General features: G+C 48.1%; 24 protein-coding genes and 1 riboswitch. Of the genes, 12 read left to right on the forward strand and 12 right to left on the reverse strand.

Annotation, left to right across the window (positions count from 1 at the left end):
- Nucleotides 1–4: 4 nt before the first annotated feature.
- Both ABIA61_RS19200 and ABIA61_RS19205 read left to right on the forward strand, forming a co-directional pair.
- A complete protein-coding gene (locus tag ABIA61_RS19200) occupies nt 5–538 on the forward strand; it encodes a sensor histidine kinase (protein ID WP_404581132.1) in 534 nt (177 codons plus the stop codon).
- 32 nt (nt 539–570) lie between these two features.
- Nucleotides 571–1227, forward strand: a complete 657-nt coding sequence (locus tag ABIA61_RS19205; RefSeq protein WP_404521526.1) for a sensor histidine kinase — start codon at nt 571–573, stop codon at nt 1225–1227.
- Between the two features lie 107 nt (nt 1228–1334).
- Here the strand turns inward: ABIA61_RS19205 and ABIA61_RS19210 are convergent, their stop codons facing one another.
- Together ABIA61_RS19210 and ABIA61_RS19215 are read right to left on the reverse strand one after the other, a co-directional pair.
- Nucleotides 1335–2483 (reverse strand): response regulator, encoded by a 1149-nt coding sequence (locus ABIA61_RS19210; protein ID WP_404521528.1) that lies wholly within the window; start codon nt 2481–2483, stop codon nt 1335–1337.
- 221 nt (nt 2484–2704) lie between these two features.
- Nucleotides 2705–3379: an NAD(P)H-dependent oxidoreductase gene (locus tag ABIA61_RS19215; RefSeq protein WP_283654309.1), complete on the reverse strand. Its 675-nt coding sequence runs from the start codon at nt 3377–3379 to the stop codon at nt 2705–2707.
- Between the two features lie 187 nt (nt 3380–3566).
- Here ABIA61_RS19215 and ABIA61_RS19220 point away from each other — a divergent pair, with 187 nt between their 5' ends.
- Nucleotides 3567–3950, forward strand: a complete 384-nt coding sequence (locus ABIA61_RS19220; RefSeq protein WP_283654310.1) for a winged helix-turn-helix transcriptional regulator — start codon at nt 3567–3569, stop codon at nt 3948–3950.
- Between the two features lie 107 nt (nt 3951–4057).
- Here ABIA61_RS19220 and ABIA61_RS19225 read toward each other — a convergent pair whose 3' ends face one another.
- From ABIA61_RS19225 to ABIA61_RS19245, 5 genes are all read right to left on the reverse strand, one after another.
- On the reverse strand, nt 4058–5305 hold the full coding sequence (locus ABIA61_RS19225; RefSeq protein ID WP_283654311.1) for a stalk domain-containing protein: 1248 nt from the start codon (nt 5303–5305) through the stop codon (nt 4058–4060).
- A 372-nt stretch (nt 5306–5677) separates the two neighbouring features.
- Nucleotides 5678–6427, reverse strand: coding sequence for a YcnI family copper-binding membrane protein (locus ABIA61_RS19230; protein ID WP_404521531.1), 750 nt, complete (start codon nt 6425–6427; stop codon nt 5678–5680).
- 47 nt (nt 6428–6474) lie between these two features.
- On the reverse strand, nt 6475–8196 hold the full coding sequence (locus ABIA61_RS19235) for a copper resistance CopC/CopD family protein (protein WP_404581133.1): 1722 nt from the start codon (nt 8194–8196) through the stop codon (nt 6475–6477).
- 229 nt (nt 8197–8425) lie between these two features.
- A complete protein-coding gene (locus ABIA61_RS19240) occupies nt 8426–10276 on the reverse strand; it encodes a bifunctional diguanylate cyclase/phosphohydrolase (protein ID WP_404521534.1) in 1851 nt (616 codons plus the stop codon).
- Nucleotides 10277–10559: 283 nt separating this feature from the next.
- Nucleotides 10560–11153: a DUF5317 domain-containing protein gene (locus tag ABIA61_RS19245; RefSeq protein WP_283654315.1), complete on the reverse strand. Its 594-nt coding sequence runs from the start codon at nt 11151–11153 to the stop codon at nt 10560–10562.
- 202 nt (nt 11154–11355) lie between these two features.
- On the opposite strand from ABIA61_RS19245, the gene ABIA61_RS19250 reads away from it, so the two are divergent.
- The 7 genes from ABIA61_RS19250 (at nt 11356) to nfsA (ending at nt 18997) form a co-directional block, all read left to right on the forward strand.
- Entirely contained in the window at nt 11356–12591 is a 1236-nt protein-coding gene (locus tag ABIA61_RS19250; protein WP_283654316.1) for a multidrug effflux MFS transporter, read from the forward strand.
- Nucleotides 12592–12703: 112 nt separating this feature from the next.
- Entirely contained in the window at nt 12704–13054 is a 351-nt protein-coding gene (locus ABIA61_RS19255; RefSeq protein ID WP_283654317.1) for a metal-sensitive transcriptional regulator, read from the forward strand.
- A gap of 58 nt (nt 13055–13112) precedes the next feature.
- Nucleotides 13113–13313, forward strand: a complete 201-nt coding sequence (locus ABIA61_RS19260) for a copper ion binding protein (protein ID WP_283654318.1) — start codon at nt 13113–13115, stop codon at nt 13311–13313.
- Between the two features lie 112 nt (nt 13314–13425).
- Nucleotides 13426–15891, forward strand: coding sequence for a heavy metal translocating P-type ATPase (locus ABIA61_RS19265; protein WP_404581134.1), 2466 nt, complete (start codon nt 13426–13428; stop codon nt 15889–15891).
- Nucleotides 15892–16084: 193 nt separating this feature from the next.
- Nucleotides 16085–17185 (forward strand): AAA family ATPase, encoded by a 1101-nt coding sequence (locus ABIA61_RS19270; RefSeq protein WP_283654320.1) that lies wholly within the window; start codon nt 16085–16087, stop codon nt 17183–17185.
- A gap of 5 nt (nt 17186–17190) precedes the next feature.
- Complete coding sequence (locus ABIA61_RS19275) at nt 17191–17949, forward strand: DUF3226 domain-containing protein (protein WP_283654321.1); 759 nt, start codon at nt 17191–17193, stop codon at nt 17947–17949.
- A gap of 304 nt (nt 17950–18253) precedes the next feature.
- The gene (nfsA, locus tag ABIA61_RS19280; RefSeq protein WP_283654322.1) at nt 18254–18997 is read left to right on the forward strand and encodes an oxygen-insensitive NADPH nitroreductase; all 744 of its coding nucleotides are present in this window, start codon (nt 18254–18256) and stop codon (nt 18995–18997) included.
- Nucleotides 18998–19139: 142 nt separating this feature from the next.
- Here the strand turns inward: nfsA and ABIA61_RS19285 are convergent, their stop codons facing one another.
- The 5 genes from ABIA61_RS19285 to ABIA61_RS19305 all read right to left on the reverse strand — a co-directional run bounded on the left by ABIA61_RS19285 (nt 19140) and on the right by ABIA61_RS19305 (nt 23496).
- Nucleotides 19140–19994, reverse strand: a complete 855-nt coding sequence (locus tag ABIA61_RS19285; RefSeq protein ID WP_283654323.1) for a TatD family hydrolase — start codon at nt 19992–19994, stop codon at nt 19140–19142.
- Entirely contained in the window at nt 19991–20938 is a 948-nt protein-coding gene (locus tag ABIA61_RS19290; protein ID WP_283654324.1) for an ABC transporter ATP-binding protein, read from the reverse strand. Before ABIA61_RS19290 ends, ABIA61_RS19285 begins: the two co-directional genes overlap by 4 nt.
- A 45-nt stretch (nt 20939–20983) precedes the next feature.
- Nucleotides 20984–21760, reverse strand: a complete 777-nt coding sequence (locus ABIA61_RS19295) for an ABC transporter permease (RefSeq protein WP_283654325.1) — start codon at nt 21758–21760, stop codon at nt 20984–20986.
- Complete coding sequence (locus tag ABIA61_RS19300; protein ID WP_283654326.1) at nt 21757–22050, reverse strand: MTH1187 family thiamine-binding protein; 294 nt, start codon at nt 22048–22050, stop codon at nt 21757–21759. Before ABIA61_RS19300 ends, ABIA61_RS19295 begins: the two co-directional genes overlap by 4 nt.
- Before the next feature lie 399 nt (nt 22051–22449).
- On the reverse strand, nt 22450–23496 hold the full coding sequence (locus ABIA61_RS19305; protein ID WP_283654327.1) for an ABC transporter substrate-binding protein: 1047 nt from the start codon (nt 23494–23496) through the stop codon (nt 22450–22452).
- Nucleotides 23497–23696: 200 nt separating this feature from the next.
- Nucleotides 23697–23806: riboswitch (TPP riboswitch) on the reverse strand.
- Nucleotides 23807–24071: 265 nt separating this feature from the next.
- Between ABIA61_RS19305 and ABIA61_RS19310 the strand changes: the two genes are divergently transcribed.
- Both ABIA61_RS19310 and ABIA61_RS19315 read left to right on the forward strand, forming a co-directional pair.
- Nucleotides 24072–24506 carry a pyridoxamine 5'-phosphate oxidase family protein gene (locus ABIA61_RS19310; protein ID WP_404581135.1) on the forward strand — a complete coding sequence of 145 codons (435 nt, stop codon included), beginning with the start codon at nt 24072–24074 and terminating at the stop codon, nt 24504–24506.
- Between the two features lie 222 nt (nt 24507–24728).
- Complete coding sequence (locus ABIA61_RS19315) at nt 24729–26831, forward strand: bifunctional 2',3'-cyclic-nucleotide 2'-phosphodiesterase/3'-nucleotidase (RefSeq protein WP_404581136.1); 2103 nt, start codon at nt 24729–24731, stop codon at nt 26829–26831.
- The last annotated feature ends 16 nt before the right edge of the window (nt 26832–26847 follow it).

A 26847-nucleotide genomic window follows, 5' to 3' on the forward strand; every position in this document is an offset into this window, starting at 1 on the left:
CAACATGCAGCTGCTCATCACCGTGGGTCGGCGGATGTCTCTGCTGCTTAATGATTTGCTTGACGTAACGCGCCTGCGAGAACGGGATATTCGCCTGGAAAAACGAAGTTTGAAGCCCCAAGGGGTAGCTTCCGGTGTACTGGACATGCTCCGGTTCATGACAGATGGTAAATCGTTGGAAATGGTTATCTCGATTCCAGATCATTTCCCCAATGTGCTGGCGGATGAGAATCGGCTGGTGCAAATCTTCTTCAACCTTCTCCATAATGCGGTCAAGTATACGAATGCAGGAATGATCTCGATTCAAGCAGATATTCGGGACGGGATGGCCCATATCCACGTTCGGGACACGGGAGTTGGCATGGATGAGGAGACGCAGCAGAGAATATTCCAGCCCTATGAACAGGGAACGACACACTTGACGGTGATTGGAGACGGGCTGGGACTGGGGCTAAGCATCAGCAAGCAGCTCATTGAGCTGCACGGGGGAACCTTGAGGGTTCACTCTTCCTCTGGATCATTCCCCTGTAGTCGGTGAGATACCGGGGGATGAGGGGGCTTATATGGAGTATGCAGCGAGCGCAAGTGAAGAGATCCGCAAGTGAACGACTTCGTATGGAGGCCGCATGGCTACAGGCACAAATCAGGCCGCACTTTTTGTTTAATACCTTGAATACGATCGTTTCGTTGAGTGAGACGGATGGAGCAAGAATGATCGTTCTGATCGAGGAATTTGGAAAATACCTAAGAGGGAGCTTCAATTCCCGAAACCTGGATCGTGTCGTTTCACTGGAATATGAGCTGGCACTCCTTCGATCCTATCTGTATATCGAGAAGGAGCGCTTTGGAAACCGATTGAATATCGTCTGGGAAGTGGATGAAGAGTTGAGCCTGCATCTCCCGCCCCTTTCGATCCAGCCACTTGCGGAAAATGCCGTTAGACACGGCATTCTGAAGCGTATCCGTGGAGGGACATTGCGTATTCGTATCACGGATCATGCGAAGGGTACAGAAATAGCAATCTCAGATGATGGAGTGGGCATGGATCAGGAGAAGCTGGACAATATACTGACCTATCAGAATAAAGAAGAAGGAGGAGTCGGTTTGCTAAATACAGATCGGCGCCTAAAGCAAATGTACGGTGACGGACTGCATATCAGCAGCCATCCCGATCAAGGAACAACCGTCAGCTTTCATATTCCCCGCGAGAAGAAAAAAGAAGACTGACGGCTTTTGTCAAGTACGGATATCATGCAGGATCGGCTGGAAAAAGCACGCTTCTGCATGATATCCGTATCATATATAGGTTGCAGCTTGTTAGTTGACGCACGCAACTAGACATGCGCCATTTTCCATCGATTATACCAATCGGTGATCTGTTCATTTGGCTTCACATGTAGTTCTTCCCATAGAACGGATAATAATAAATCATACCACTGGCTAACCAAGGTATCCTTTTTCATATCCGCATATATTTTCATCAAACCCCAATACGCATCCTCTGCTTGAGGGTGTCGGTTACAGATATCCTCATAAAGAGAGATAGCCTTGTCAGGCTGAGCGTTTTTGTTATACCATTCTCCCATTTTTAATGAGGTGGCTATCCACATTTTTTGAAGTCTTTGACGTTCGCTTTCAGCCCACCAATAATCGTATTCTTGTAAATAATCGCCTCTGTATAGCTTCATTATTTTGGTATAGTCATCAATCGTTTCCTGGCTAATCGGCGGAGCAGACGTCAGGCTGTCCTCCCATTCCTCTTTATCCAGTAGTATGTTTGTCGTATTCAGAATATATCCGCCGCTGGTATTATCAATTTTTAAATAGTCCTTATATGGGCCCATAGCTTTTCTGAGGTAATAAGCAGCAGTATATAAAAGAGAGTAAGCCTTCTCCTCATCATGCTCCGACCAGAGCAATTCAATCAGTGCTGATTTTCGAACCAACTGGTCATGGTGCAGAAGCAGGTATAGAAACAACTCCTGTGATTTTTTTGTTCGCCACTGTATAGCCGTTAACTGCTGATCTGTTAATTCAACCGCGACTTCCCTGAAGACTTGTAACCGGAGAGGAGGACCAATGGAAGGCTGGAGCGCAGGGTGACCATCACGTTCCAGAATACGGTTTAGGGTCTTAATGAGGCGATCTGTGGTGACTGGTTTGATCAAATAATCCAGTGCATTAATTTCGAAGGCCTGAATGGCATATTCATTGTAGGCCGTTACGAATACAATATGGAGACGAGGTTTTTCAACCTGAATTTGCTTTGCTAGCTCAATGCCGTTCATTTCAGGCAGGCTTACATCGAGAAAAGCTACATCTATATTTTCGAGAAGAATTTGCTCTTTTGCTGCCAGTGGATTCATAAATGAACCTACTATATGTATGTTTTCAATTTTACTAAATAGACGCTTCATATAATCTAAAGCCAGCTCTTCATCATCTAGAAGAATAATTCTTGTGAATTTATCTGATCTCCCCACAAATAGTCTACTCCTTTTTAATCGGATACATACCATTATATATGATAACTTAGCTCCAGATATAAACAAAGTATCGAAATAGAAAAAATTTTAACGAATCATTATGATCACATGAAACAGGCGGGCTGTGGCATATTCATGATTAAGATGAAATGCCGCAAGCCCGCCTGTTTGTTATTTTGTTATGTTCCAGTGTCATTGTCTAATAGGGGGATAATTAGTTACAGAATCCAGCGTGTGATCTGTTCCAGCGGCAGTCTGGATTTTTCCCGCTTGGGTTCAAGGGCCCGATAACCAAAGGCAGCGATGACCGAAATATCCAGCAGTCCGTTCTCCAACAGTCCTTCTTCCTCCAAAATGGCATGCACCTGATCGTAGTTAAATCCCTCAATCGGGCAGGAATCAATGCCGATCTGAGCCGCCGCCGTCATCATATTGCCCAAGGCGATATAGGTTTGCTTGGAAGCCCAGTCGAATAACGTACGTTCGTTTTCCAGCAGGCGTTGATTTTCACCCTGAAAGATTTTATATCGGCCCGGCAGTGAGGCAAAGTCTTCCTCGGACATCCCTTTAATCTCTTTATACATGTACTCCACATACGGGGAATCATAACGAACATCCTTGCGTGCCAAAATCAGGACAACATGGCTGGCAGCAGGGATCTGTTTTTGGCCCCCGCTTGAAACCGCAGCCAGCTTTTCTCTCAATGCCTGATTTTGTACGACCACAAATCGCCACGGCTCAAAACCGACAGAGCTTGGGGAAAGTCGTCCGGTTTCGAGAATAAATTGAAAATCTTCCTCCGGTATGATGCGATCAGGATCGAATTCCTTGGTGGCATGTCTGAACAGAAAGGCATCCAGAATCTCCTGTTTTTTAGCTGATGTATTGGACATGAAGTGTACTCCTTCCGTTTTGGGTTAAGTTGGTGCTCCATTTATTTTCTGCTACTATAATGAGAGCTGATATCGAATGTATAGTCATCATATAAAAAGTTTTTCGCAGGAACAAGTACGCACATATTTGTTCCTTGTCATAAGTCTGAGATTTCGGGTCTACAATCGGTAGAAAGAAGGGGAAACCATGACGCAAGAGATGGAAAATACAGTCAGCGTGAACTTTGGATGTCCGGTAGCGAAAACGGTAGGGGTTATAGGCGGAAAATGGAAGGGAGTCATTTTATATCATTTGACCACGGGACCGCGCCGGTATAACGAAATTCGACGGACCTTGCCCAATATTACGCAGCGTATGCTGACCTTGCAACTGCGTGAGCTAGAACGTGACGGTATCGTACACCGTGAAATCTATAACGAGAATCCGCCGCGTGTGGAATACTCGCTTACTCCGTTGGGGGATACGTTGAGGCCGTTGCTGGATTTTATGAGAGAATGGGGTATCTTCTATGGGCAACAGACCTGCGAGCCTGTGGCGGCAAATTCCAAGTGTGGGGAGCCTTCTTGTTGAAGTGAAAAATGAGGAAAGCCCGTTGATGATCTCATGAGCTTCGCATGGAAGATGCATGAAATTCATTAGCGGGCGGAATAAGAGCGAGACGTTATTGTGAGGTTTACTTATTTGAACTCGATAGATTCGTTCATCTTCGTCCAGGCGGTTTCTCCGATGATGCCCAGCCGCCAGATGGCGATGCCTTTCAGGTCATAGCGTTTGGCCAAACCGATCTTGGCGTTGATGGTGCTGTCTTTTTCGCTACCCATAGAGATCCCCAAAATCAGCTTGTCCCGCAAAGTTTCCTTCAAAGCCAGTCGAATGGCTTCGTCCACTTTATCGAGTGGCTCAGGCGTTGCCTTTTGTCCGTAATCATAGGCCATAATGATCAAATCGTCCGCCAGATTACCCAGTGTCTTGTAGTCGTAACCTGAGTAAGAGCTGTTCAGCGGGTGCAGGACGACAGTGAGCTTGAGTCCGGCCTGATGCGCTTTGGCGGACAGCTTTTGGATGAAGGCGTTGTAGTCTGAACGCGCCTTGGCTTTATCTCCGCTCCAGCCCAGCCCCTCGAGATCCAGCGTGATGCCCTTGAATTGCTTGTCAGTGGCGGTGCTAACGATTTGGGAAATAGTTTGCTCCTGAAGCTGTGCATTTTCCAAAACTTTGGTCAGCTCGTGATTGCCGTCTCCAGAATAGACCATCAGGTAAGGGGAAGTCCCCTGACTGTCTGCCTCCTGTACAATGGACTCTGGTGTCACGGTGTCGGCTGCTTGAGGCCATTTGTATTCCTTGCCGCTGGTCGTAAATTGTCCGTTCGCATCAATTCGGCTCCAGCCGAAGGCTACCGCGTTAAAATCCGGTATTTTGGATTTTTGGTCGAAGGAAGATAGCGCATAAAATCCCACTGTATACATAGGCTCACGCGGCGATGTAATGGATACAGTCCGCGTTCCCTGATTCCAGTTGACTGTGGCTCCAAACTGCTGCCCGAAGAAGCCTAACGGAATCATTGTGCTGCCACGCACGGTTTGGGGTGCGGCTGTTAGTAGCACCGTTTGCCCGTCGACTGTCGCATTGCGGCTGCTCATTTTCAGCACCACCTGCTTGGTTGCAGAGCCTTGTGATTTTGTAGCGGTAATGCTTTGGCTGGCTTGATCCCATTTCACCGTAATGCCAAGAGCCTCAGAAATAGCACGAAAAGGGACCATGGTCGTGCCGTTCATCATTGCGGGCTGTACGGGGAACGGTAACGGATATCCGTCCAGCACAATGCTGACCTGCCCCGCTTCTGCCTGTGCAGACGGGCTATAGATGCCTGCGGCGGCGCTCAGAAAGATGGCGCTGGATAACAGAGCCTTATTTACGATTTTCATCCTATACTCTCCTATGCATCATAGATTACAAAGCTATCATGTTAGAATCGTGAGGTTTCTACCATTTTACCAAAAAAAACGATAGATAGGTGAATGTTAAGTTCGTACATACAGTTTCGAATTCTATGCAAAATACAAAAAAGTCGATTACTTAGGAGTAATCGACTTTGAATTAAAAATCTTTGATGAGGAAAATGAAAAATAAAAAAAAATCTAGGGACGATGCTTAATTGCTGCATAAATATTGCAAGCTTAATAAGGAATAGAACAAAAGCAGGTACCCTTAATACAGGTGCCTGCTTTTTATTTTTTACCACTCATATAATTCATACATTCATATAACTAACTTCTATATATATTCGTAATTAAAAATTACCTGCGGCGCTTGAGCGCAATACCGACGGCTGCTGCACCAAGCACGACTGCAATGACCGACAGAACGAGTGCTGTCGTTTGTACGGCAGAGCTGGCAGGGGCAGCAGCGGCAGGTGCGGCTTCGGTAGCATTGTTCGAAGCGGGTGCCGGGCTGCTGCTATCCTTAGCCGTGTCTGTGCTTGCATGGCCTGCGGCTGCACCAGCCGAATCATGCCCATGATCTGCGGAAGGTGCCGAAGCTTCGGAGGTGGCATCTGCCGTGATTTTTGTAATGGAATGCGGATTGTTGCTTCCTTCATCGCCTGTCCATTCCACGATACTTCCGTCACTGTAATATTGGAAAGCGTTCCATGCGGCTTCAGTATTCCGGTCTGCATTTTGTGCTACGAAGCTGAAACGCATGTATTGACCCGCTTGAATGCCATCTTCGTCGGTCGTCCAGGTAACGGTGGTTACTTTGCCGGAGCTGTCTTTCTCGGTTGCTACCTTCCAGTCTGGTACAGGCTCGTACTGTTTGAAAACGACCTCTTTCGGGATTTTTAAAGCCACTTTGGTTGTTGGAATGTTTTTCTCTACAGGTACTTTCAACGTGTACGTCTCCCAAGCGTTAGGCTGTGAAACGGAAGGCTTGACCGTCACGTGGGCACTGGCCATACCCGCAAAAAGTAAAGCACCTGCTGCAATCAGACCCATGGAGGTCGCAAGCCTGGAAAATCTCGATTTTACCATTTGAATCCTTGTATTCATATAAAAAGCTCCTTTAGTTTGAAAGATTTGTAATTACGTGTCCTAGGTTATTTTACTGGGCTGACATGCAGAGTAAATTCGGCGTCAACTGCATCCAATGATGCGGTCAGAGCATGTACCTGTACAGCCCATGTTCCTTCAGCGGTCAGCAGCTCTTGAGTAAGGAATGGCTGCTGCTGCCGCGCAGGGAGAACAAATTCCTGTCGGGATTTGTCAGGGGCGTCCGGAACGAGTGTCAGTGTGACCTGCTGGATTCCCTGTACGGTGGCTCCTTTGGCATCCCGCACGGTTACCTTAAATTCATTGCTGCCCACGATATTCGGGCTAACCGCCAGCGTGACGTTATATTTGCCAGCGGTGCGAGTTTCCTCAAACGGTACCGCAGGTGCCTGACCAGGCGAAAGGTGGGTGAGCACCGCCGCCAACAGTAGCACGAGCAGGCCGATGGACAGCTCGATGCGCAAGCCCCCGGCGGCACGCTTGGCTGCCGCCGCTTGCCGTGCGCTGCGAAATTGGCTGGCCGCGAAGGCCAGCATGACCAGCAGCAGCGCTGTTTTTCCAAGCAGAACGAGTCCGTAGGACGTGTTCAGCAGCAGGGATGGAGCCGGGACGTACAGCACGGCTCCATAAATGCCGGTGGCGAGCAGCGCCGCCACCGTGGCAATGCCCCAGCCGGCAAAGCGGCGCAAGGCCGCTTGCCGCAAAGCTGTCCGCTCGGACACGGGCAGTTCTGGAACGGCAGCAGGCAGGCACAACGCCATGACGGCAAGTGAGCCGATCCAGAAGGCTGCCGCGGCCAGATGGACGAAGTCCGCTGCGATGGCTGGAGCCGGATGGGTAGCCGCCGCCGGATGGCCTATAAAGGCCTTGGACAGCATGAGGCCTAGCGTCAGGACGACGGAGCCGTAGCCCCAGAGACGGCGCTGGCGGTTAGAAATGCTGTGATCCAGCGCGTAAATCAGCGCTACGCTCAGTACCAGTACGAGAATCATCTGGATAAACCAGATTTGTCCCGCCCCCGTGAACTGGAGGGCTTCTCCAAGAATCGGGAACGAAAAGCCCTGCCCGATAGAAACCCCGGCATCCCAGGATGCCTGAAGCGGCAGACTGATCAGGATGGCGACAGACGTGATGCCGTAGCCGCTCCATAGCAGTGCGGACCAGTGTGGTAACGTGATGCCTGTCTGTTGATCATGTTTCTGCCGCTCACTTGTGTCCTTGCTTTGATCCGTTTCTGGCAGGATGAGCAGCCGAAAACAGAGCGCTCCCAAAAGCAACGACAATCCTATATACAGCAACCAGCGGGTAGCAATTAGGTCAAGCCGCGATGCTCCCGAGCCTTCGGACGTGGCGGCAGCGGGGTCCGTATACGCATTGGAGCCGTTGCCGACCTGGAATGGAATCACTCCGTTGATCGGATGTCCGTCCGCCGATAAGGCTCTCCAATTGACGGTATAAATTCCATTTTTCATCCCCGGAGTCAGCTTGATTTCCATCGTGTTTTCATGTTCCGGATTGAGCTGCGCTTTTCCTGTATCGACCCGTTTTCCTGTTTCATCGGTCACTTTCATCGACATAAAAGCGGATTGCAAATTCTCATTGAAGGTGATTTTTACCTGTGAAGGCGGCTTGTCCAAAACCTGATTTTCGGTCGGACTGGATTCAACGATAAATGCATGGGCCCATGATAAGTGAGGAAACAGTAAAAGTAACGGTAGACACAGCAGCAGAAGACAAGCCGCGCGGGCTGGTCTGGACAGGTGCAACATGCCCGTGGATTCACCTTCTCTCGATTACTTGAAGCGAGGATGTCCTAAAGTACGACATCTCATACGGTCAAGCCTAAATTCATATCTCTAATCATAGTGCATGTGGCGGAAATAGATGGAGCGAATTATGACATTTATATGAAATTTGAAATAATATGAACACCCCTACCGTTGTTGAAATCTGGACGATTTTAACAACGGTAGGGGTGATGGGCAACCTTATGTGGAATTAGTGGTCTGCTTCTATAGAATCCATGAAAGCAGGCTGCTTATGCCGGACATGGTGGATAAAAATAGCCGTTAGCTCCGGATCGAATTGGCTGCCAGAGCAGGCACGCAGTTCCTCAATCGCTTCCTCAAACGTTTTGGTGGGTTGGTAGGGACGCTCAGTGGTCATGGCATCGAAGGAGTCAATAATCGTCAGCATCCGGCACAGCCGTGGAATTTGCTCGCCCTTGAAGCCGAATGGATAGCCTCCCCCGTCATAGCGTTCATGATGTAGCTCCACAAAAGGAACCAGATCTGCGAATCGTTCGTTGGCCTCGATAATTCGTTTGCCCCACATGACATGTGCTTGCACCATCGTCCATTCCTCACAGGACAGCTTTTCTTTTTTATTGAGAATATTCCACGGAATTTCCAGCTTGCCAATGTCATGAATGAGAGCACCCAATATAAACCGCCGTTTATCCTCCGGGCCGAGCTGAAGCACCTCGCTCATATCTGCTGCATATCTGAATACCCGTTTGGAATGCTTGAAGGTATTAATATCCTTGTACAAAAACAGATTAAGCTGCTGTTCAATATCACGAATATCCTGTCCCAGATCGACTTCACGTTCCAATTCATTTAAACTGCCATGTGTGTGAACGATATTTTTTCCCTGCTTCTTGGCGTAGTACAGTGCTTTATCTGCCAGATCGACCAGCTGTGATTTGTCGTAGATGTCGATGCGGCTTTGTGCAATGCCTGCGGAGAAGGACAAGCAGCCGTGTGGGAAAATTTCCACGCCCTCGTAGCGGGAATCATTCAGCCTTTTTCGGATGGCATTGACCGTTTCGTAGGCTTGCTCCGCGGTATGGTCAGGCATAAGCAGCGTGAATTCTTCTCCGCCATAGCGGGAGACGATAATATTGGAGCCGGAAGTTTCCTTTTTGAGAATCTCTCCGAGGAATCCTAACAGCTGATCGCCTTTCAGGTGACCGAAGTGATCGTTGTACTTTTTGAAATCATCAATATCAATCAGGGCAAGGCTGAGGGGAGTATTCTGGGATCTGGCTATATTCAGCTCGGTTTCGAGTACATTTTCAAAATAACTGTGATTGTACAGCCCTGTTCTGCGGTCCATGTTGGCTTTTTCTTCAATTTCCCGATACATCGTAAACAACTGCTTGAACGCGTGGGATAGAAGCATACTTAGTGCAAGGAACAGCAGAAGCCCCAAAATACCGTTGTGGTAAATCAGTGTGGTCAGTACGAGAGACAGGATGAGTGTGCATAAGTAAACAAGCAGGGATTCAGCGAGAAAAGCCTTTTTTAGCTCATTGAGAGAGCCTTTGTAAGCAATATAAAAGTAGAGACCCAGTGTAACGGTATTCACCGCAAAGTAGCAGAACAGTGCCAGCAGGTAGGCAGTAAAATGCTCATCGTTCAAGCCTCCCTGCGTTCCGCCGCTAAGCTCAAAGACGGCAGAAGACAGGAAAATAGAAAGCGCATAGATGGAAAAATTGGCGGCATGCTTCCACCAGGACAGTTCTCTATACCGTATTGCGGCAATGAGTACATTGAACAATAAAATGAGAATAGCGATTTCAGTGCCATGTACAAAAATACAAGCGAGATACACAGAGGAATCCATCGACTGCTTGTTACTGGCTGGCGGCAGCTGGAAGGTAAAATGCTCCAAAATCAGAACTGCTCCCAGCAGGGAGTAGATCGTGACCCACTCTGTAGGCGAATAGTGCATAAAGGACCAATGATTCGTATACAAGAGGATGCCTAAGCCTGCCATACATATGAGAAAAACGTATAATCCCGTCGCGCTAACCCGTTCTTGCAGCTTTTTTATTATACTCATCATTTCATTCTCCTGCCTTGTCGTATCTTGATGTCAAAGCTACCAGGGGGTAAATGGGATAATTTACAATTTTGTAATCGAAAATTTCACATGAAAAAACAGGCCGGAATCCAGCCTGTTTTGTTGAGCCTGTGCTTCCCTTTTCCTTATCGGTAATTAGCCTCCGATTTTGTAACCGGAAGTCAAAGCGATTACGACAGAAGCGACGATAATAGCGTTGATAATCACACGGGAATATTTCAAATTTTTCATAGGGTTCACTCCCTTCCTTGGAATAAGGCGCACACTAGGCGTGGCGGGGATGGGTTTCTTGCTGAGTGGTCTTCTTTTTGTTCACGACCATGACGCTTTGAATAAACAGGAACATCCCAAAGTTCATGACGACATCTCCAATACTGATCACCTGCGTACGGGGATAGGGCTTGGAGAGTGGAATAATATCACCCAAAAATGATAAACGCGTACCCACATCCATCATGTAATGCTTCGAGATAACGTTTCCAGATTTAAGCATTTCCGTATAATAAGGGCCTAGCACCTCAGAAGCGCTCAACGAGACTGGCATCCTGCCGCCATTGACCGCCATGACGACAAAATTCAACAGGACTCCGATTAAAATAAGCTTGAATCCCTTGTGGTGCCTGTTCAGCCAGAGAAAAATCAATCCAACCCCATAGATGCCCATAAACAGATACCCGTTGATGGACGCAAGCCAGGCCCATTTTTCCTGAGCATAAAAAATAATGAACTGCACCAGCAGTAGCACAGGGAACATCCAGCCAGCTATGAGGCGAATTTGGCTAAAGCGGATTAACCCCTGCTGCCAGCCTCCTCTGAACAGACCTACAATGAGACCAAGCAGCACTCCATCATAGACCATAGTTATTCTCCAGCTTTCGCAAATTTTTTTGTTTTGGTTAAGGTATAATTCGACCTTAAATTGGTAAATTCCTGCCTGATATGTAGCAGTTTCGAAAAAAAATTGCGGATTAGCGTGTAAATGATCGAAGCAGCGTAAAATGAATGTTATCATAATATATTGAAGTGATATTTCTTATTTTCAGAAAAGGATGATTGTTATTATGAATCGGTTTTCCAATACGGTAATGGTTGCCGCAGATATGACCAAATCCCGGATTTTATGGATTGCCTTTGTTCTGGGAGCTTTGAGCGCTTTCGGACCCTTGTCCATAGATATGTATTTGCCGTCATTGCCTACATTAGCCAACAATTTGCATACAACGACTTCGCTGGCCCAGCTCAGCCTGACCGCCTGTCTGTTGGGGCTGGCAGTCGGGCAGATCGTTGCGGGGCCGCTGAGTGATGTAAGAGGACGTAGAGGTCCGCTGGTCGTATCGCTTGTCCTGTACGCTGCCGCTTCGCTGTTATGCGTGTTTGCGCCGAATATCGGCGTGCTTATCGGGCTCCGCTTTATTCAGGGTCTTACCGGGTCTGCGGGGATCGTCATCTCCAGAGCCGTTGCGCGTGATCTATATTCGGGCAAAGAGCTGACGCGCTTCTTTTCACTGCTCATGCTGGTGAACGGTGTGGCTCCGATTGCTGCTCCTGTGCTGGGCGGTGTTCTGTTGAATTTTGTATCCTGGCGTGGTGTGTTCATGGTGCTTTGCGTAGTCGGGGTGGCTATGTTAATTGCCGTCGTGTTGGGGCTACCGGAAACACTGCCTGTCAGCCGCCGTTCGTCGGGTGGTTTGAAGCAGACGCTTCGTACACTCGGTCATCTTTTTACGGATCGGCGCTTTATGGGATACGCCTTCTCGCAGGCGCTCATTACAGGAGCCATGTTTGCGTACATCGCTGGCTCGCCGTTCGTGCTTCAGGATATTTTCGGGGTTTCACCTCAGACATACAGTATTATTTTCGCGGTGAATGGTTTGGGGATTGTACTGTTTTCTCAATTGACCGGGAGGCTTGTCGGCCGTTTCAGCGAACGGCAGTTGCTCTTATCGGGTTTGGTGATTGCGGCTGTAGCCGGAATTAGCTTGCTTACTGTGGCTTTTACCGGAGGTCAACTGTTTGCTGTTCTAGTTCCGCTATTCTTTGTTGTTTCCTGCGTCGGGATCGTGAGCACCACCACCACTTCATTGGCAATGCAAAGCCAGCAGCGCTCCGCAGGCAGTGCGTCCGCTATGCTCGGCTTGCTGCCTCTGTTGCTTGGCTCCATCGCTTCGCCGCTGGTGGGTCTGGGCAGTGGAACAACGCCTATACCAATGGCTATCGTCATCGCTATAGCGGAAGTCGGTGCGTTGTTAAGCTTTATGGTGCTTGCCCAAGGAAGTGCGCGCGAAGGCCTGAAATAAGGCAAACAGGTGACATTTTTCTGGAAGGTTGACATACCCCATAGGGGTATATTATGCTAGAAGCATATTAACAAATGCATGAATGCATATACACAACACAGGAGGCTGATGTATGGCTGAAGAGCAACCTGTTTCCAACGCTGAAGTCCATGAGGCTCATTGCGGAACAGAGGGGGAAAAGACCGTCAGAAAAAGTCATCACTCGGCAGAATTCAAGAACAGCCTTACATCCCGATTGAACCGTATTGAAGGTCAGGTTCGAGGAATCAAGGGCTTGATCGAGAAGGATACCTACTGTGACGATGTGCTGAACCAGATTGCGGCTGTCCAGTCCGCCCTGAATGGTGTCGGCAAGCTGCTGCTGGAAGGGCATATGAAAAGCTGTGTCATTGAGCGCATGCAGGCCGGAGAGCCGGAAGTGATCGACGAGCTGCTGGTTACGGTCAAGAAGCTAATCCGTTAAGAGCAATACCCATACACATGAATCGGGTACATGAAGTACCCCGGAGGAGGAAACAGAAATGGCACAAGTAACGTTGAACGTTGAGGGCATGAACTGCAATCATTGTGTGAAAGCAGTAGAAGGAGCCTTGGAGAAAGTCGGCGCTTCCGGCAAGGTCAGTCTTGAAGCGAAACAAGTGGCTGTAGAATACGATGAGTCCAAGCTGAACGTGGAAGCTCTGAAAACTGCAATCGAAGACCAAGGCTACGACGTCGTTTAAGTTGGATATTTAATGCGTAAAAAAATTGGTTTTAAAGGAGAAGCTTCCGTAAAGAGGCTTTTTCTTTTGAACATGAATATACCCCATAGGGGTATGTAGGAGGAGAGTAACTATGGAAAACCGTGTGACCGACGGTGACAAGCAGACAACGCTTCATATTACGGGGATGTCCTGTGCTGCCTGCGCCAGCCGTATTGAAAAAGGTTTGAATCGAATAGACGGCGTGGCGCAGGCTAATGTGAATCTGGCTCTGGAGCAGGCGTCGATATCGTATGATCCGAAGCAGGCCGACATTCCGGATTTTCGCGATAAAATTGCTTCGCTTGGCTTTGGAACCGTGAGTGAGGAAGCCAATCTGAATGTGACGGGCATGACATGCGCAGCCTGCGCGACCCGGATTGAAAAGGGTCTGAACCGGATGCCGGGTGTGACGGGCGCTACGGTGAATTTGGCGATGGAAACAGCGCATGTGGAATATGCGGCGGGAAGTATTGCGGTCGGTGATCTGGTGAGCAAGATTGAGCAGCTTGGCTATGGAGCCATCCCGCAGAGTGCCGAGGATAACATCGCAGACGTGCGCAGCAAAGATTTGAATCGTAAAAAATGGAAGTGGATCGTATCTGCGGTGCTGTCGCTTCCGCTGTTGTGGGCGATGGTGGCTCATTTCTCCTTTACCTCATGGATTTATGTGCCTGGCTTATTTCTGAACCCGTGGTTCCAGCTTGTGCTGGCTACACCGATCCAGTTTATCATTGGATGGCAGTTCTATGTAGGTGCGTACAAAGCACTGCGTAATGGCGGCTCGAATATGGATGTACTGGTTGCACTGGGCACGTCTGCGGCTTATTTCTACAGTTTGTACCTTACATTGCGACCGTCTACCGTGATGGACAGCATGGGAGGTATGGCAGGGACGCCTGTCATGAAAATGCCTGAACTGTACTATGAGACAAGCGCGGTGCTGATTACGCTCATTCTCGTCGGTAAATGGTTCGAGGCAGTAGCCAAGGGCCGTTCGTCCGAGGCGATCAAGAGCCTGATGAGTCTCCAGGCGACAACAGCGCGTGTGGTACGTGATGGGCAAGAGCTTGATATACCGATTGAGCAGGTTCGTGTGAAGGACATTTTTATTGTACGTCCCGGCGAGAAAATTCCTGTCGATGGTGTGGTCGTGGACGGACGCTCGGCGGTGGATGAATCCATGCTGAGTGGCGAAAGTCTCCCGGTGGAAAAAGAAGCGGGTTCTATGGTCACAGGAGCTACGCTCAATAAAAACGGTGTACTTCGTATCCAGGCCCAGCGTGTCGGTGGCGATACGGCATTGGCCCGTATTATTAAGGTCGTGGAGGATGCGCAAAACTCCAAGGCTCCTATTCAGCGGATCGCGGATCAAATCTCGGGTATTTTTGTACCCATTGTTGTTGCTGTTGCCGTGGTGACCTTTTTCGTCTGGTTTTTCCTTGTGACACCGGCTGATTTTGCAGGTTCACTGGAGAAGATGATTGCAGTTCTCGTCATTGCTTGTCCTTGTGCGCTCGGATTGGCTACGCCAACGTCTATTATGGCGGGTTCGGGACGTGCCGCAGAGTATGGCATTCTGTTCAAGGGCGGCGAGCATCTGGAAACGACCCGCTCCATCAACGCGGTGGTACTGGATAAGACGGGTACGGTTACGAACGGCAAGCCGGTGCTGACGGATGTTATGGTCGGAGAAGGAAGCTTGAGTGAAACGGATTTGCTGCGGTTGTTGGCTGCGACGGAAAAAAGCTCGGAGCATCCACTGGCAGAAGCCATTGTAAGAGGGATTGCGGATCGCGGCATTGAGCTAGTAGAGCCAACGGATTTTGAAAATATTCCGGGCTATGGCGTGATGGCTCATGTGGAAGGCAAGCAGGTACTGGCAGGTACACGTCGATTGATGAGCAGGGAAGGCATCGCGATAGCTGACTCTGCCGAGCAGCATATGCATGAGTTGGAGAACGCGGGCAAAACAGCAATGGTGATTGCGGTGGACGGTTCCTATGCCGGACTGGTGGCCGTAGCGGATACGATCAAGGAAACGTCACGGGAGGCGGTTGCCCGTCTGCGTGCGATGAACATTGAGGTCATCATGATTACGGGTGACAATGAACGGACCGCGCGAGCTGTTGCTGCTGAGGCCGGAATTGCTCGGGTGCTGGCTGAGGTGCTGCCGGAGGGCAAGGCTGAAGAAGTGAAACGGCTTCAGGAGCAGGGCCTGATCGTAGCTATGGTCGGAGATGGCATTAATGACGCGCCCGCGCTGGCTACCGCTAATATCGGGATGGCCATGGGCACGGGTACGGATGTGGCGATGGAAGCTGCGGATATCACGCTTATGCGCGGCAACCTGAACAGCATTCCCGATGCGATCGAAATGAGCCGCCGTACGATGACGAATATACGGCAAAATCTGTTTTGGGCGTTAGGTTATAACGTGATTGGCATCCCGATTGCAGCTTTGGGTTTTCTGGCCCCGTGGCTGGCGGGAGCGGCCATGGCATTTAGCTCCGTCTCGGTGGTGCTGAATGCACTGCGTCTCCAGCGGGTGAAGCTGTAGATATCAAGGGTTGTCCTTAGGGCAACCCTTTTTAAAATTCAAACCCTAAGTAACGGTTCTTTGATAGAATGGAATTACACGATTCACAGAGGAGGATACATAATTCTTCTAAAGGTTTTTTATATTGTAAAAGTATTTAGTCAATAATGAGGAATATAATGAAGTATGAGCACGTTAGGGAGGGGCGATAATTTTGAATCATATAAATGATTTATATATTGAAAATTTTCGTGGAATTAAAGGCTTGGAGTTGAAAAATTTAAGTCAGTTCAATCTTTTAGTGGGGAAAAATAATGTAGGTAAGACTTCCATTTTAGAAAGTATTGAATTAATAACAAGTCCAGGGGATATATTTCAGCTTATTGCTACTTCTAAAGGGAGAGATAGAACATTTTCAATATTATCTCGGAAACTATCGACAGTAGACTCTGTTCTATGGACTTTTCCAGTTGCATTTTACGGGACTGTTAATGAGTTAGTCAGAGAACGTATTAATTTAGGAGCGAAATTAGAATCGGGATTTATAGAATGTAATATTGAATGTCATGAAACATCTGTTATGGATTTAACGAATAGTGTGAAACAACAGGAGAAAATTGGAGAAGTAGAAGAAGAACGAGCAGTTGAAATCATGTTTAGAACTAAAGTACTCAATGATGAAGTAGAGCAAAAGTATTTGATTACCGATTCACAAAGAGTTATGCGAAGAGATCGGAAAAATGTTATTTTCAAGACAAATCTGGTATCTCCTGTGGATCATCGTGTAATGCCTATCTCAGCAAAAGCGATTTCAGCAACTATTATGTCGGGGAATAAAAATAGTATCATCAACTTACTTCAAGATTTTGATGAGAATATTGAGGGAATAGAGATATTAGATCCTAATGGCAACAGATCTACTCCTTATTTTAAGCATAGGACGATGGGGTATGTTCCGATTACGGTCTATGGTGATGGTGTGCGGAGAATTTTAACTATTGCGACCGCTATATTACAGTCTAAAAACGGTGTGTTGCTAATAGATGAAGTTGAAACTGCTATACATTCCAAACTATTTAGAAAGTTCTTTGATTGGCTTGTCAGCAATTGTAAAGATTTTAATGTACAGCTGTTTGTAACAACTCATAGTTTAGAAGCCATTGATGCGATATTATCAGCAGATACAGAAAATTTAAACGAGCTTACTACCTATAGATTAGAGAAACCTTCGTCGGATAGTAGAACATATTCAAAAAGGTTTATAGGTGAGGATATGTACTCATTGAGATATGAGCTGGGTCAGGATGTGAGGTAAGCAAAATGGAATATGCATATTTGGTTGTCGAAGGTCCTCACGATGTTGAAGTAGTGGGGAAAGTTTTGAAATCGAATGGTTTTAAAAGAGTTCAACAACTTTCTAAATTAGACGAGTACTGGCTAGATATAATACCAAAGAACTTTCCTCCTGAAGGCGATTTACTAAAAAGAGTTTCTATTCCAGTTTTCTTTCAGAGCAACAACTTCTCAGTCGCTGTACACTCTGCCGGAGGAATAACCAAAATAGCAAAAGTGTTGAGGTTAACTTTGTTAAATATTTTGAAGAAGGAAAATGGTTTTTTAAGTGCAGTTGGCGTTCTGATTGACGCGGATGATGAAGAAGCCAAGATAAGTTGTCAAAATATAATTCAGACTTTAGGAGATGACGACTTAGCGTTTTCGAATATAGGATCTCCAGGTGAGATTATAGAAAATATCCCTCGTATAGGAATACATGTTTTCCCTAATAATAGAGATAAAGGCACATTGGAGGATGCATTAATTCAGTGTGCTGAAGTTGTGTATCCAGAGATTTTAAAAGGTGCCTTAAACTATGTGAATAATATCGATGATCAGTATAGACATAATTGGGGAGTAACAGACGAGGCAAAAGTTGTAGTTGGTTGCATAGCTAATATTTTAAAGCCAGGAAAAGCAAATCAAGTCTCTATACAAGACAATGATTGGATTTCCTCAAGCACATTGGGCCTGATACCAGTCAAAGAAATTACTGACTTTTTGAAAAACTTACTAAGGTACTGAGTGGATGTAGAAAGAACTTTGACTCATATAATATTTATAAGATTTGGGTAGCGACATTATTAGAATACAAACAGACTGTTTCTTAGCAAGTACGCAGGGATTTAACCTCCAGCGTGCTTGCCTTTTTGCTATGTTCAGCTTTTTTTATCAATGCTGTCACCCTTCATCCTGTCGGGTTGCTTATCCTACGCTAAAGTTTCATAATATTTGTAGGAGTGCCATGCAAGCATGCAAGAATTTCTTCGTATGCTCACAGCTTGACGCAGATAAAGAGCTTATATTATGGATTAGGGGTGAAGCAGTCATGAATGATACGATTTCCTTGTTGATGAATCATCGGTCTGTACGAAAATTCAAGTCAGATGCCGTTACTGACGAGCAGCTCGCAGCTATTGTGGGAGCAGGCCAGATGGCTTCCTCGTCCAGCAATGTACAGGCTTATACCGTCATTGCCGTTACAGAGCCTTCTTTGAAAACAAAGCTGGCTGAGTTGGCAGGTGGCCAGGCTTACGTTGAGCAATGCCCGGCGTTCCTCGTGTGGTGTGCAGATTTGTACCGCTTGAAGCAGGTCACAGTTCACCATCAACCGGGCAAGTCCTCCTATGAAGGTTCCGTCGAAAATTACACGGTTGCGACCATTGATGCCGCGTTAGCTGCACAGAATGCAGCGGTAGCCGCCGAATCACTCGGTTTGGGCATTGTCTACATCGGGGGCATCCGTACAAAAATAGCCGAGGTATCCGAGCTGTTGGGATTGCCTGAGCTGGTATATCCAGTGTTCGGTATGTGTATTGGTGTACCGGATCAGGAAGAGGGTTTACGTCCACGTCTTCCACTGTCCGGTGTTTTGCATATGAACGGCTACGACAAAAATCAGACGATGAAAGCTGTGGATCTGTATGATCACACATCGGCTGAATATTTGAAGGAACGCACAGGTGGCCAGCGGTCTACCCCATGGTCAGAGCAGATGGCAGCAAGACTGACCGAGCCTGCACGTTTGCAGATGAAGTCTTTTTTGGAGCAAAAGGGATTTTTGAAGCAATAAAAGTAGAGCAGCCATAAAAATAAAGCAGGGACCTATTCACAACTTATAGATCCATGCACAGGCTTAAAAATACAAAGAACCTCCGGTTACGCTGGCAATAGGATGCGTACTCGGAGGTTCTTTGCTTATGCTGTAAACGACTTTATAAATTAGACAGTGCGTAAAAGCGTCTCGTATTGTCATAAAATAATTGCCGAACAACAGTTTCATTTTGACCTGTCAGCTTGCTATACGCCCGAATGACTTCGGCGGTCATGCATGGATGGGTCTGTTGTTCGGAAAAAGGCCCTTCAAAGGGCCAAGGGCCGTCCGTTTCCGCCATCACCTGACCGAGAGGATACTGTGTTGCCAAACTTCGGATTTCATCCTCATACAAGAGATCCGGTGTGAAGGAGACATAATAGCCGTTACGGGCCATGCGTTCGGTCGTGGCGGCAGAGCCTTTAAACCAATGGAAATGCGCCTGCGTGACGCCGTGGCGTTCCAGTAAATCGCAGGCAATGTCCGCGTCCTCATAGACGGCATGCAGCACAATCGGCTTGTTATGTTTTCCCGCAAATCGGACAAAACGTTCCAGCAGTTCTATGTAAGGAGCAAGGTCAAAGGAAACGCCTCTCTCCAAGGCTTCCAGCCGATTATAATAGGGCAAGCCGACTTCACCTACGGCGACCATATGCTCTGCATGCTTGTCCATCCAGTCGAACAACAGATTAAGCTCAGCTTGCGGTGGAAGAGGCTGTTCGGGATGAAAGCCAAAGGCGGGTCGTACCAGCCCGGGAAAACGCTCAGACAAGCACAAATTGGCCCGGCTGGAGGCGAGATGCATGGACACGGCTATGACGGCTTCGACACTGCTATCTGCAAGCGAAGCGAGCAATAGCTCTTGCTGCTCAGACGGATAGCTATCCACATGAATGTGCGCGTCGATTAGAGGCGCGGGTGCTGGCGTCGTCGTTGGTGCTGCCGTGTCCAGTTTTTTATCCTTCGAGTCATTCATAACGGCTTCGCCCCATTACCTGAAGTATCCTCACGGACGCCTCCAGTGTTGTCCGTGTCGCCTTCCAGTCTGTGCTTTTCCTCGCGCATCCAGCCTGTCATTTTCCGCTTCCATTCGATAAAGCGCGGGTCGAGGGTGATTTCTTCCCTGCGAGGGCGAGGGAAGGGAACGTCTACGACGTGTATCACCGAAGCAGGTCGTGCTGACAGTACATAGATACGGTCGGAGAGCAGCAACGCTTCCTCAATGCTGTGGGTAATAAACAGCACAGAGCGGCGGTTCTTCTCCCACATCCGCAGGAGCCATTGTTGCATGTCTCCGCGCGTCAGCGCGTCCAGTGCGCTGAACGGCTCATCCAGCAGCATCAGCTCTTGCGGACTGAGTAGCGCGCGCAGGAAAGCCGCCCGCTGCTGCATGCCGCCAGAGAGCGTATGCGGATACGCCTTAGCGAATGGGCCAAGCCCGACCTGCTCCAGCCATTGCAGGGCTTCCTTACGGCGTTCGCGTTCGCTGCTGTGCCGGAGCTGCGCTGTTGTATCTTTACGCCGCGCATTTTCCTGCCCGAGCAGCACGTTGTCCAGCGTGGTACGCCACGGGAAAAGCGCGGGCTGTTGAGGCATATAGCTGATATGCCCGCGTTCCCCAGTCACGTCCTGTCCGTTCATACGGATGTGCCCCAGCTGCGGCTTGAGCAGCCCACCGATGATGTGAAACAGCGTGCTTTTGCCGCTGCCGGACGGACCGATCAGGGAGACGAATTCCCCAGGTCGAACGCTCAAGGATACATCCTGCAATACAGGCAGCGAGCTTCGCTTTTCCCGGAAGGCCAGGCTAATACCGTCCAGTTCCAAGGCTGGAGAAGTGGAAGAATGCTCCTGCGGTTCCACGGCTCGTTGTCCACCAGCCATATTTTGCGGTGATAAGTCAGTAGGATGCAGACTCATACGCGCCACGTCCTTTCTTTGGTATCCTTTGGTTCCATTTGGAAGCTATTCCTGGTCGGGTTTCCAACGTACCAGCCATTTTTCCAGCAGTAGAATAGCTACGAACATTAGCAAGCTAAGTGTAACAATAATGCCAATGGCGGCAAAAATCAGATCCGTGCGGTAGGCTGATTTTTGCAAATTCATATAATATCCAATTCCTTCACTGGCTCCGATCCATTCCGCAATGATCGCGCCCATCACGCTGTAGGTGGCGGCAATCTTGATGCCCGAAAATACTTGTGGCAGGGAATGCGGCAGCTCCAGCTTCATGAAAATAGCCATACGGCCTGCGCCCGACATGCGCATATAGCTCATCATCGTGCGGTCCGTCCTCGTCAGCCCGTCCATGGCCGCTACAGCCACAGGAAAAAAGCAGACCAGTGTAATAACCATCAGCTTGGGCAACACGCCAAAACCAAACCACACCATCAGCAATGGGCCGAGAGCGATGGTCGGAATGTTTTGACTAAGAATGAGCAGCGGATACAGAGCCGATTTGAGAAAAGGGATGGTATGAAGAACAATGGCGATCAATAGTCCAGTTGCTGTGCCGATAGCAAATCCCGCCAGCGTTAAGCGAACGGTAGCCCAAGTATGGGCACCAAGCAGCGCCGACTGGGCCATTCCTTCCTGCACGATCAGGGACGGAGCTGGCAGTAACCAGGATTCAACATGTAAATAGGAAACCGCCCCCTGCCAGGCGGCTAAAAAGAAGAGGACCGCCACAAGGGGCGGCCATACGCTTTTCCACCAGGATGCGCTTTTGCCTTTCGGATTCATGGGCGATATTTCTCGGTCAGCTTATCCATGCTGATGCCCTGCGGGTTATGTGCGATTTTGATTTGTGAAATGATGCTTGGACTGCCTGCTTCCGTCAGTGCCTCGTGCATTTCTTTAACCACCTTCAGCAGCTCGTCCAGCTCGCCTTCCATGGTCGTATCCAATGGGTTCACCTGATGTTTGACACCGGAGCGCTGAATAACTTCAATTGCCGTATCTACATATACGTAAGAGTCCTCGTTATTGGGGGTTTTAGGAATTACTTGAATACTGAGCAGTGTGTTAGCCATGTGAATTCACCTGTCCTTCATTGGATTGTTTTTAGGGAAATATGGTGGTTTAAGGCGGGTGAGACCGCTCCGCGTTTCATTTGATCTTACGATCGCTGTTGCCGTGGGATTCATTGAATAAATTTAAAAGGTAAGAATCCCACGGCAAAGGCGAACGCTGCGCTTCTCCAGATTCAAATGAACCGCTGCGCTGCCAACCACCTTAAAACCATCATATTTTTGGGTTTTATTGGTGTGGCATTTTTACAAAAGCAAAATGAACATAAAAACGAAGTGGACGGAATGGTGCTGTACAAGCGTTAGCGGTCGCTTTAAAAGCCTTCCATAGGAAAGCTCGCTTCGGAAGCATCAACCGACTGCGTAGTGGCACAAAGGTACTTTCAAGTTCGATTTACAAGATTAACGCTTGGGCAGGAAGTCGTTTGTGAAGGCTTTATCGACTTCCAAAGGCTTGCTGAGCAGCTTGCGTTCGTACATCCAGTCGGAGTAGTTTTGCCATACTTCCGTTTTTTGTACGCCCCATTGGGCGGCATCGTCCTGATAACGCGGGCTTAGCCATTTTTGGCTGGCGAGTACCAGCTTTTTATCCAGTTCCGGAACCGCTTTGGTCAAGATGTCTGCGGCTTCTTCCGGGTGAGCGATGGTATATTCATAGCCTTGGGCGGTCGCGTCCATGAAGGCCTTGACCAGTTCGGGATCATTTTTAATGGTCTGTTCGTTGCTCACGATGACGGGTGTATAGTAATCCAGACTTTTGGAATAATCTTTTACATACAGCATATCCAGTGGTTCACCCCGTAGTTGGGCTTCAATCCCGGTCCATGCGTAGAAAATCCAGGCAAAGTCGATATCCCGCTTCACGGCTGTAAAATAATCGGCATTACCCATGTTGATGATCTTCACCTTGCTTACATCGCTCTTGTCTGCGTCCATGATGGATTTCATGACCGCTTCTTCTACGGGCGAACCCCAGCCGCCGTATTTTTTACCTTCAAAATCCTTCGGGCTCTTAATCCCGCGGTCAACCGGGGCTGCGAAGCCTGATGTATTATGCTGAATGACCGCAGCGATGGATACGAGCGGTACCCCTTGCGTACGAGCTTGTGTGACTCCCTCCTGATAACTGATACCAAAAGGTACAGCATTGGAAGCAACCATTTGATCGGCTCCGCCCGAACCGGGCTGAACGATCTGGACATTCAAGCCTGCTTTTTCGTAAAATCCTTTGTCCTTGGCGACATAGAGTCCCGTATGATTCGTATTTGGCGTCCAGTCGAGCACGACTTTAACATCCTTGAGTCCCTTGGTCGGGGAGGTCGCTTGGGTATTGGCGGCAGGAGCCGCGCCTTGTGGTGCAGAGGGGGAGCCTCCGCCGCAGGCGGTCAGAGTCAGGGTCATGAGCCACAGACTGATCAGCCCTAGGCTTAACATTTTCATGCGCTTCATCGTTGTGTTCTCTCCTTTTATTACCCGTAATCCGTCGGATCAGACAGCTTATGTTTCCCATTTTACAAAAATAACTTCTGCCGGACGCTATCTGTTCCAACAACATCATCTTCAACAAAAAAAGCGCCCCGATGTTCCGGGACGCTTGCGCTTGTATATACCAAAGTAAGGGATGGCCCGCCGTAATAAGAAAAAAGGGGCGCATCTTGCTTAAGCATTCCTACGCTGGCATTACCCAGATCAGGTTGTAAGGGTCAGTGTCTTGGGACACACTCTCAGCCGGCCGATTCCAGCACCCCTGGCATTGTATAGTCGAATGGGTTATTCAATTCGGGTTTACTACGACGATTATATGCCTAGAAGGCGGGTCTGTCCAGCATTGGGGAAGAAGTGACGGTTCATTTGCCGTACGTCAGGGTACACTTTTACTGTGAGCTTTGTTTTGAAAATGACCATGATCCCATCGGTTGATGTTGTTTTACAGAACTGCCGCAGGTATGGTTTGATGAGCTGGTGTTGGAACATGGCATGGGCATTCACAGGAATTCTAATTTGCGAAAAGGAGTTGTTGTACCGTGGGTAAAACGGAAACATTGGATCGCAGCCAACTGGAACAAGCCATTGTAAAGGCTTTGGATAACAACAAATTTTGCTCGTTGGGTACAGTAGAAGGCGGCAAGCCGAAGGTGCGCTATATGGCTCTTTTTAACGAAGGGCTGAACATTCATCTCGCGACAGATCGCAAAACACATAAGGTGGAAGAGCTGAAGGATAATCCAAACGCTTATCTGCTGCTGGGCTATGAGGTTGGCGGTACGAAGGAAGTCGTGGAGGTTGAGGCTACTGTCCGGGTAACGGCTGACGAGGGACTCCGCAAACAAGTGTGGAATGATTCGTTGAAGGAATGGTTTTCTGGCCCGGATGACCCCGATTATGTCATTCTGGATGTGAATTCGACTCGTATTGAGTATGTGGGTAAGCAAACCGGACGTCAGGTGTGGGAGAAATAGAATTGGATAGAATATGAGGAAACCAGCAATTCTCCGAGTTATTTGGGAGGTTTGCTGGTTTTTATGTTTGCGGAAAATTAATTATTTTTTCATAAATAAATGGAGTAAATGACTACTCTTTTGTCCGGCGTTGGATTAAAATAGGAATGGTGGGTTCAAAGCTTACATATATGTGCAAAAGTATGTGTATGAGGCCTACATCTTAATGAGGAGGGATATATTTTGATATTTCATAAAAAATGGTTTAGAGGGCTTACAGCAGCAGTCGTTGCCTGTAACATGCTGGTGTTTTCAGCCGCTCCGTCTTGGGCTGCCAGCGAATCCAAGGATAGCGGTACAGTGAATTTGCGGATCATGGAAACAACGGATATTCATGCGGCCTTGATGAATTACGATTACTATGCGGACAAGGAAACGAACGAATATGGCTTGATTAGCACAGCTGGACTGATCCAGCAGGCGCGCAGTGAAACGAGAAACAGCCTGTTGTTCGATAACGGCGACTTGTTGCAGGGCAATCCACTGGGTGATTATATGGCCAGAAGCAAAACCTTCGAGAAAGAAGGCGGTGTCCATCCGGTCTACAAGATGATGAACTTTATGGGCTATGATGCGGCTACGGTGGGGAACCACGAATTTAACTATGGTCTCGACTTTTTGGAAAGATCACTCAAGGGAGCTGATTTTCCTTACGTAAATGCGAACGTATATTACGATGATGGGGGCCAAGGGACTAAAAATTATTTTACCCCTTATCGGATTCTTGATAAAACGGTAACGGATGAGAAGGGGAAAGAGTATACGCTCAAAGTAGGCGTGATTGGCTTGGTAACGCCCCAAATTACACAATGGGATGAAGGCAATTTGAAGGGAAAGGTCGTTACCAAGGACATTGTGGAAACGGCAAAAAAGTTTATTCCTCAAATGAAAACCGAGGGTGCTGACATTATTATTGTGCTGGCACACACAGGTTATGAGGATGTACCGCAGACTCCGATGATGGAAAATGCCGTTAAATATTTGAGCAAGGTAGACGGAATTAACGCTATTTTATTTGGACACGCGCATAAATCCTTCCCCGGCCCTGATTTTAAAGAAATGAGCGGTGTAGACCTGGATAAAGGAACGATCAATGGTGTGCCGGCTGTAGAAGCTTCCTCATGGGGCAAGGAGCTAGGTATTATTGACCTGACCCTGGAAAAGAAAAAATACGAGTGGAACGTAACAAATTCACAGTCTGAAGTGCGTCCGGTTGTGAATCCCAAAACTCAGGCTGTGCAGATGAATCCTGAGTTTAAACTGGTAGATGCGATCAAGGAAGAGCATACAGGAACGCTGGATTATGTTCGTCAACCGGTAGGAACCACAACCGCACCGATTAACAGTTATTTTGCATTAGTGCAGGATGACCCATCCATTCAGATTGTGACGAATGCACAAAAATGGTACGTACAGAACCATCTTAAAGGGACCGAATACGAAAATCTTCCCGTATTGTCGGCTGGCGCCCCATTCAAGGCTGGTGGTCGAAACGGTGCCGAGTATTACACCAACATTCCTGAAGGCACGATAGCCATTAAAAACGTGTCCGATCTGTACGTGTACCCGAACACGGTTCAGGCCGTAGAAGTTACCGGTGCTGAAATTCAGGAATGGCTGGAGTGGTCTGCGGGCCAGTTCAACCATATCGATCCAAAGAAAACCGAGGAACAATCGCTGATTAACAAAGATTTCCCTACCTACAATTTTGATGTCATTGACGGTGTGAAGTACCAGATTGATGTGACTCAGCCTGCACGATATGATGCCAAGGGAACCGTTATTGATCCTTCTGCTCATCGTATCAAGGATTTACAATACAACGGGAAAGCAATTGATCCTGCACAGAAATTTATCGTAGCGACCAACAACTATCGTGCTTCCTCATCCAAACTGGCAAATCCGGATGGCAAACGCATTGTGATGGCAGCACCGGACGAAAGCCGCCAAGTCGTTATTGATTACATCCGTACGAACGGAACGATTAATCCGGCTGCGGATGGCAACTGGTCTATTGCTCCTTTCGGTGAGGCTAAGGTTACCTTCGAATCCTCGCCTGATGCAAAAGACGTGCTTGCCGGAAACCAGCAAATTTCATTCCTCGGCAGCGCGGCTGACGGCTTTGCAAAATACAGCTTGAAAGCTGGCGCGAAGCCCAATGCAGCAACGACTCCTGTAAAGGAAACCGTGACTCCAGCGAAGGCAACAGCGAAGTCTGCCGTAAAAGCAACCAAACCTGCGGTAGCTCAACCAGCTAAAACAACCAAACCGAAGGCTTCCAAATAAGTCTGGGTTTCTGGGT

The organism is Paenibacillus sp. RC21 (genome assembly GCF_044907935.1).
In the GTDB taxonomy this organism is placed as follows: Bacteria; Bacillota; Bacilli; order Paenibacillales; family Paenibacillaceae; genus Paenibacillus; species Paenibacillus terrae_A.